At 59.2% G+C, this 6,466-nt stretch carries 5 protein-coding genes and 1 pseudogene; 3 read left to right on the plus strand and 3 right to left on the minus strand.

Going from position 1 to position 6,466, the window contains the following annotated elements; translation table 11 throughout:
* From VJV58_RS18590 to VJV58_RS18600, 3 genes and pseudogenes are all read left to right on the plus strand, one after another.
* Window positions 1-285, plus strand: a pseudogene (locus tag VJV58_RS18590) (GTP 3',8-cyclase MoaA); the annotation flags it as partial.
* Between the two features lie 181 nt (window positions 286-466).
* Window positions 467-1,048: a TRAP transporter small permease subunit gene (locus VJV58_RS18595; protein ID WP_324138833.1), complete on the plus strand. Its 582-nt coding sequence runs from the start codon at window positions 467-469 to the stop codon at window positions 1,046-1,048.
* A gap of 27 nt (window positions 1,049-1,075) precedes the next feature.
* Window positions 1,076-2,734, plus strand: coding sequence for a TRAP transporter large permease subunit (locus tag VJV58_RS18600; RefSeq protein ID WP_324138834.1), 1,659 nt, complete (start codon window positions 1,076-1,078; stop codon window positions 2,732-2,734).
* Between the two features lie 74 nt (window positions 2,735-2,808).
* On the opposite strand, the gene VJV58_RS18605 is transcribed toward VJV58_RS18600, so the two are convergent.
* The 3 genes from VJV58_RS18605 to VJV58_RS18615 form a co-directional block, all read right to left on the minus strand.
* The gene (locus VJV58_RS18605) at window positions 2,809-3,897 is read right to left on the minus strand and encodes a TRAP transporter substrate-binding protein (RefSeq protein ID WP_324138835.1); all 1,089 of its coding nucleotides are present in this window, start codon (window positions 3,895-3,897) and stop codon (window positions 2,809-2,811) included.
* A 199-nt stretch (window positions 3,898-4,096) separates the two neighbouring features.
* Window positions 4,097-5,188, minus strand: a complete 1,092-nt coding sequence (locus VJV58_RS18610) for a TRAP transporter substrate-binding protein (RefSeq protein WP_324138836.1) — start codon at window positions 5,186-5,188, stop codon at window positions 4,097-4,099.
* 174 nt (window positions 5,189-5,362) lie between these two features.
* Window positions 5,363-6,466 (minus strand): Mrp/NBP35 family ATP-binding protein (locus VJV58_RS18615; RefSeq protein WP_324138837.1); only part of this gene is annotated, 1,104 nt, incomplete at its 5' end.

Here is a 6,466-nt window from a genome sequence, read left to right on the forward strand (position 1 = left end):
GCCGAGACCGGCGGCAAGCTCGGCTTCATCACGCCGATGACCCATAATTTCTGTGAGTCCTGCAACCGGGTCCGGATCACCTGTACCGGGACACTGCACACCTGCCTCGGCCACGAGGATGCCTCCGACTTGCGCAAACCGCTACGGGCCTTTGCCGACGATGACCTGCTGAGTGTGGCGATCGACCGCGCCATAGGCCTGAAGCCGAAGGGCCACGACTTCATCATCGACCGCCGACACAACCGCCCGAGTGTCAGTCGGCATATGAGCGTTACCGGGGGCTGATCCCACGGCGGCATCGGTGGAAACCACAGCGCTAATTCCCATTCGATATCAACAAACTTCCGATTGACGGCGGCTTTGCGCGCTGGAATGGTGCGGCGGCTTCATGCTAGCCCGGCTGGATAAGCCATTGCGCCCGATCGGTGCAATCAAGACGGCGGAAGCGCAGCTAGGAGGATCATCGTTGCAATCGCTCTTGAAAATGAGCCGCGCTATCGACGCGTTCACGAGGTGGACGGGCAAGCGCTTGGCCTGGCTGATCCTGCTCGCGGTCGTGGTGTCGGCGCTTAACGCGGTCATCCGCAAGATGTTTGACACCTCATCCAATTCCTGGCTGGAGCTGCAATGGGTGCTGTTCAGCATCGTCTTCCTGCTGTGCTCGCCATGGACGTTGCTCGACAACGAACATATCCGCATCGATATCGTCAATAACCTGCTGCCGAAGCAGGTGCGAAGCAGTATCGACGTTCTCGGCCATGCGTTCTTCCTGTTGCCGCTGACCATCGTCATGATCATCACGGGCGGTCCGTTTTTTCTTCGCTCGTTCGAGATCAACGAGCAATCGGGCAACGCCGGTGGCCTGCCGCAATGGCCTGCCAAATCGCTCGTCATTGTCGGGTTTGCTTTCCTGCTGGTCCAGGGCATTTCCGAATTGATCAAACGTGTTGCCGTCATGCGCGGGATCATTCCTGATCCTCATGCATCGCAGGTGAATGCTCTGGAGGCTGAGGTCGAGCACCTCGTCGAGGCGATCGAAAAGCACTGATCGCGGACGCGGTCGCAGGGGGAATAGATGTCAGCGTTTCTTATCGCCAATATGGCGCCGATCATGTTCGCGTCATTGGTCGTCGTCCTGCTGCTCGGGTACCCGGCGGCGTTCTCGCTTGGCGCGGTCGGGCTGATCTACGCGTTTGTGGGAATCCAGCTCGGTGAATTCCGTCCGGACTTCCTGCAGGCGCTCCCCGAGCGCGTCTACGGCGTCATGAACAATGACACGCTGCTGGCTATCCCGTTCTTTACGTTTATGGGGCTGGTGCTTGAACGATCGGGCATGGCGGAAGACCTGCTCGATACTATCGGGCAGTTATTCGGCACCATTCGCGGCGGTCTTGCCTACGCAGTCGTTTTCGTGGGCGCGCTGCTCGCAGCTACCACAGGCGTGGTCGCGGCGTCCGTCATCTCGATGGGCCTGATCTCACTGCCGATCATGTTGCGATACGGCTATGATCGCCGGGTAGCGACCGGCATCATCGCTGCGTCGGGCACTCTGGCGCAAATTATTCCGCCGTCGCTGGTGCTGATCGTGATGGCCGACCAGCTCGGCAAATCCGTCGGCGACATGTACGAGGGCGCCTTCATTCCGGGGCTGGTGCTCGCTGGCCTGTATGCCGGTTACGCATTCCTGATAACATTGGTATTTCCGAAAGCAGTGCCGGGACTGCCTGCGGCGGCAATTGGCTTTCGCGAGGACAGTGGCAGCCGCGGGTTACTCTCCCTCGGTATGCTGTTCATCGCCAGTTGCGTGTTCGGCTGGTTCATGATGCGCAATTCCGAGTCGCATGGCGCCGACTTCGTCGTGCTCAGCATGTTCTTCGGCATCCTGTTCGCGTTCTTTGTCGCGGTGCTAAACTGGGTTATCGACAAGCTTACCGGCTTCCGCTTTTTGTCGAAAATGGCCCAGCAGACCACCTTCGTGATGGTGCCGCCGCTGTTCCTGATATTTCTAGTGCTGGGCACGATCTTCATCGGTCTCGCCACGCCGACCGAGGGTGGTGCGATGGGCGCATCGGGCGCCATCATCCTTGGCGCCCTCAAGCGGCGGCTGAGCTGGGATTTGATCCGGCAGGCTACTGAATCGACCGCCAAGCTTTCAGCCTTTGTGGTCTTCATCCTGGTCGGCGCACGCGTTTTCTCGCTGACCTTCTACGGCGTCAACGGCCACGTCTGGGTCGAGCATCTCTTAACGTCCTTGCCCGGCGGTCAAGTCGGCTTTCTCATCTTCGTCAACGCGTTTGTATTTGTGCTCGCCTTCTTCCTCGATTTCTTCGAGCTGGCCTTCATCGTGATTCCGCTGCTCGGGCCGGCCGCTGAACACCTAGGGATCGATCTGATCTGGTTCGGCGTGATCCTCGGGGTCAACATGCAGACCTCGTTCATGCACCCGCCGTTCGGGTTTGCGCTGTTCTACCTTCGCTCGGTGGCGCCAAAGGATTCCTACCTCGACCGGGTCACCGGCAAACGCATGGAGCCGGTCACGACCGGGCAGATCTACTGGGGAGCGGTGCCGTTCGTCGTGATCCAGGTGATGATGGTCCTGCTGGTCATCATGTTCCCGTCGATGGTCATGCACTACAAGGGCGCGTTATCGACGATCGATCCCAATACGATCAAAATCGAGATTCCGCAGATGGAAGCGCCGCCGCTGGATTTTGGCCCACCGCCGAAACAATAATCGCGCTCTCGCGCCAACAAAAAACCCCGGGGCTTACGTCCCGGGGTTTTTAACTTTCACCGAACTGCTTACAATCAGCTCTGCGAGTGGCGCGCCATGAAGTTGTCGTAGCCAACTTCCGCGACCTGGAACCACTGGTAGCCGTTGTTCGAGAATGTCGTCAGCGAATCGAGGACTTTCTTGAAGTTCGCGTTGGTGCTGGCGACCTCCTTATACAGTTCCTTGGAGGCCTTGATCGATGCATCCATGATGGGAGGCGAGAATGCATGCAGCTTGGTCCCGTTGGCGAGCAACTTGCGCAGCGCCAGCGGGTTTGCGGCATCATACTTCGCCATCATCCAGTTGTTCGCGTAGTGACCGGCCTGTTCGAGAATGCTTTGATAATATTTCGGCAGCGCATTCCACTTCTCGAGATTGACGAAGCTCAGCAGCATCGGGCCGCCTTCCCACCAGCCGGGATAGTAATAGTGCGGCGCGACCTTGTAGAATCCGAGTTTTTCGTCGTCATAAGGACCTACCCATTCCGCGGCATCGATGGTGCCTTTTTCGAGTGCGGGATAGATATCGCCGCCGGCAATCTGCTGCGGGACGACGCCGAGCTTTTGCATCACCCGTCCGGCAAAACCGCCGATGCGCATCTTCAGGCCCTTGATGTCGTCGACCGTATTGATCTCCTTGCGAAACCAGCCGCCCATCTGACAGCCTGTGTTGCCGGCGAGCAGCGAGATGCAGTTGTAGTTCTTGTAGAACTCGTTGAGGACTTCCCTGCCGCCCCCGAGCATGTACCAGGCCTGGTTGATGCGCATGTTAGGGCCGAACGGCACTGACGAGCCGAAAGCGAACGTCGGATCCTTGCCGAAATAGTAGTAGGACGCGGTGTGGCCGATTTCGACCGTGCCGTTTTGCACGGCATCCAGGACCTGCAGCCCCGGAACGATTTCGCCGCCGGCGAACGGCTGGATCTGGAATTTGTTATCGGTGGCCTCGGCAACGACCTTCGCCATCATCTCGGCCCCGCCATAAAGGGTGTCGAGCGACTTCGGCCAGCTTGTCGGCATTCGCCATTTGATTTCCGGCATCGATTGGGCGATCGCCGGCGCCGCCATCATGGTCGTGCCCGCAACACCTGCTCCGGTAACTTTGATGAAGTCGCGACGTCTCATAGAGCCTTACCTCCCTTGATGATCCTGGTGATGTGTGTGCCTTGTTTTTTTGGCGACGATTGGCGCCAGCATGGAACATTCGCTTACGAATTTCTAGATGAACTTAGGCGATGCAACGCAAAAGCCCGGCCTTGCGAGGCCGGGCTTCGAAAACTCTACGACTTAAGGCGTAGTCCGTGCTTGGACTAAAGCCGGATGATCAGCCGCGGGTACGCGAACGGATCATGAAGCTGTCAAACGTGTATTCGGCAACCTGCCACCACAGGTACTCATCGGAGCGATAAGCCTGCATCGCATCGATGGATTTCTTGAAGTCTGGATTTTTGGCAGAAATTTCTGCCCACAATTCGTTGGTCGCCTTGAGACAGGCTTCCAACACCTCGTTCGTGAACGGACGAAGCTGCGTGCCGCCTGCGACAAGACGCTTCAGCGCGGACGGGTTCTGCATGTCGTAGCGCGCCGCCATCCAGCTATTGGCGTTGGCAGCCGCGTTGCTGACGATCGCCTGATAGTTCTTCGGCAACTCGTTCCACTTGTCCAGATTTGCGAAGGCGTGAACCATCGGGCCGCCTTCCCAGAAACCCGGATAATAATAATACTTGGCGACCTTCTGGAATCCGAGCTTCTCGTCGTCATAAGGCCCGACCCATTCGGCGCCATCGATGGTGCCCTTTTCGAGCGAAGGATAGATGTCGCCGCCAGCGAGTTGCTGCGGGACCACGCCAACCTTTTGCAGTACCTGACCGGCAATGCCACCGATGCGAAACTTGAGGCCGGAGAGATCGGCCACCGTCTTGATCTCCTTGCGGAACCAACCACCCATCTGGGTGCCGGTATTACCGCAGGGGAATCCGATCACGTTGGCGGATTTCTTGAAGAACTCGTTGCCGATCTCCATGCCGCCGCCCTGATACCACCACGAATTCTGCATCCGCGCGTTCAGCCCGAACGGCACCGACGCATAGATCGCGTAGGTTGGATCCTTGCCGACGTAGTAATAGGAAACGGTGTGGCACATCTCGACGGTGTTCTTTGACGTCGCGTCCAGGGCCTGCAATCCCGGAACGAGTTCGCCCGCCTGGAAGACCTGAATCTGAAACTTGTTGTCGGTCATCTCGGCAACTTGTTTCGCGAAGTATTCGGCGCCTCCATAGATGGTATCGAGCGACTTCGGGAAACTTGAGGTCAAGCGCCACTTGATCTCGGGCGAGGATTGCGCAATCGCGGGCGAGGCCACCGCGGTGACCGCGGCACCCGTTGCCGAAACTTTCAAGAAATCACGACGCTTCATCAAAGGCATCTCCTTGGGACGTGTCCCATTCGTGTTGTGGTCTTCCAGCGATCATTCGCATCGACCGAAGGCGCTCTCGCGCGCGGTCTTTAACACGGAACTTTGGGCCCGGAATACGCAACCAAGGCATGACAGCACTGTTTAAACGAAAGTCGCATACGCGACGTGACGGCGTCATGCCGCGGCGATCACGTCCTGGAGCTGATCGCGGACCTTGGCGCCAATTGCCCGGTAGATCGCGGCATGCGGGCCATCGGGCTCGCTCTCGACCACCGGGGTGCCCGAATCGGACGTGGCGCGAATCGCCATGTGGAGCGGGACCTCGCCCAAAAACGGCACCGCAAGCCGCTCGGCCTCGTGACGCGCGCCGCCATGACCGAAGATGTCCGAACGGGTGCCGCAATGGGGGCACTGAAAATAGCTCATGTTCTCGACAATCCCGAGCACCGGCACGTTGACTTTCTTGAACATGGCGAGCCCGCGCCGGGCATCGATCAACGAGAGATCCTGCGGCGTCGAAATGATGATGGCCCCCTTGAGGGGCACGTTCTGCGCCAGCGTGAGCTGAGCATCGCCGGTGCCGGGAGGCATATCGACCACGAGAATGTCGAGGGTGCCCCATGCGACATCCCGCAGCATCTGGGTGATGGCCGACATCACCATCGGCCCCCGCCAGATCATGGCGGTGTCCTCCTCGACCAGGAAACCGATCGACATGATCGCCAGACCGAAACGCTGAATCGGAATCATTTTCCGGTCATTGTTGAGCAACGGCTTGTCACGAATACCCGTCAATCTCGGCACCGATGGTCCGTAAATGTCGGCATCAAGCAATCCGATGCGCAGGCCGAGGTCACGCAGTCCCAGCGCCAGATTGAGCGCCGTGGTCGATTTGCCGACGCCGCCTTTGCCCGACGCCACGGCAATCACCGCGGCAATGCCTGGAATTTCCGACTGCTTCGACATCGGCGAAGCAGGACCTTGGGGCGGCCGATGCGACGAGACGGGGGCGACCCCCGGTGCATGCCGGTGAGGAGGTGGCGGCGCCGCCGCGGCCGGTTTGCGCTCGGCCGTCAATGCTACCATTGCCGTGGTGACGCCGGGAAGCGCACGCACGGCCGCTTCCGCCTGGGCTCGCACGTTTTCCCAGGTGCGGGCCTCCCCTGCGTCGACATTGATCGAGAAGAATACCTTGCCATCATTGGCAGTGATCGCCGACAAGACATTCGCTTCGGTCAGCGCGATGCCGCGCGGCGAAACCACCCTGGCCAAGGCATC

This window comes from Bradyrhizobium sp. (genome assembly GCF_035273305.1).
Taxonomy (GTDB): Bacteria; Pseudomonadota; Alphaproteobacteria; order Rhizobiales; family Xanthobacteraceae; genus Bradyrhizobium.

Bases quoted from the DNA above. Each gene is read 5' to 3' on its own strand.
- VJV58_RS18600 (WP_324138834.1), top strand. From the start codon at position 1,076: ATGTCAGCGTTTCTTATCGCCAATATGGCGCCGATCATGTTCGCGTCA.
- VJV58_RS18605 (WP_324138835.1), bottom strand. From the start codon at position 3,897: ATGAGACGTCGCGACTTCATCAAAGTTACCGGAGCAGGTGTTGCGGGC.
- VJV58_RS18610 (WP_324138836.1), bottom strand. From the start codon at position 5,188: ATGAAGCGTCGTGATTTCTTGAAAGTTTCGGCAACGGGTGCCGCGGTC.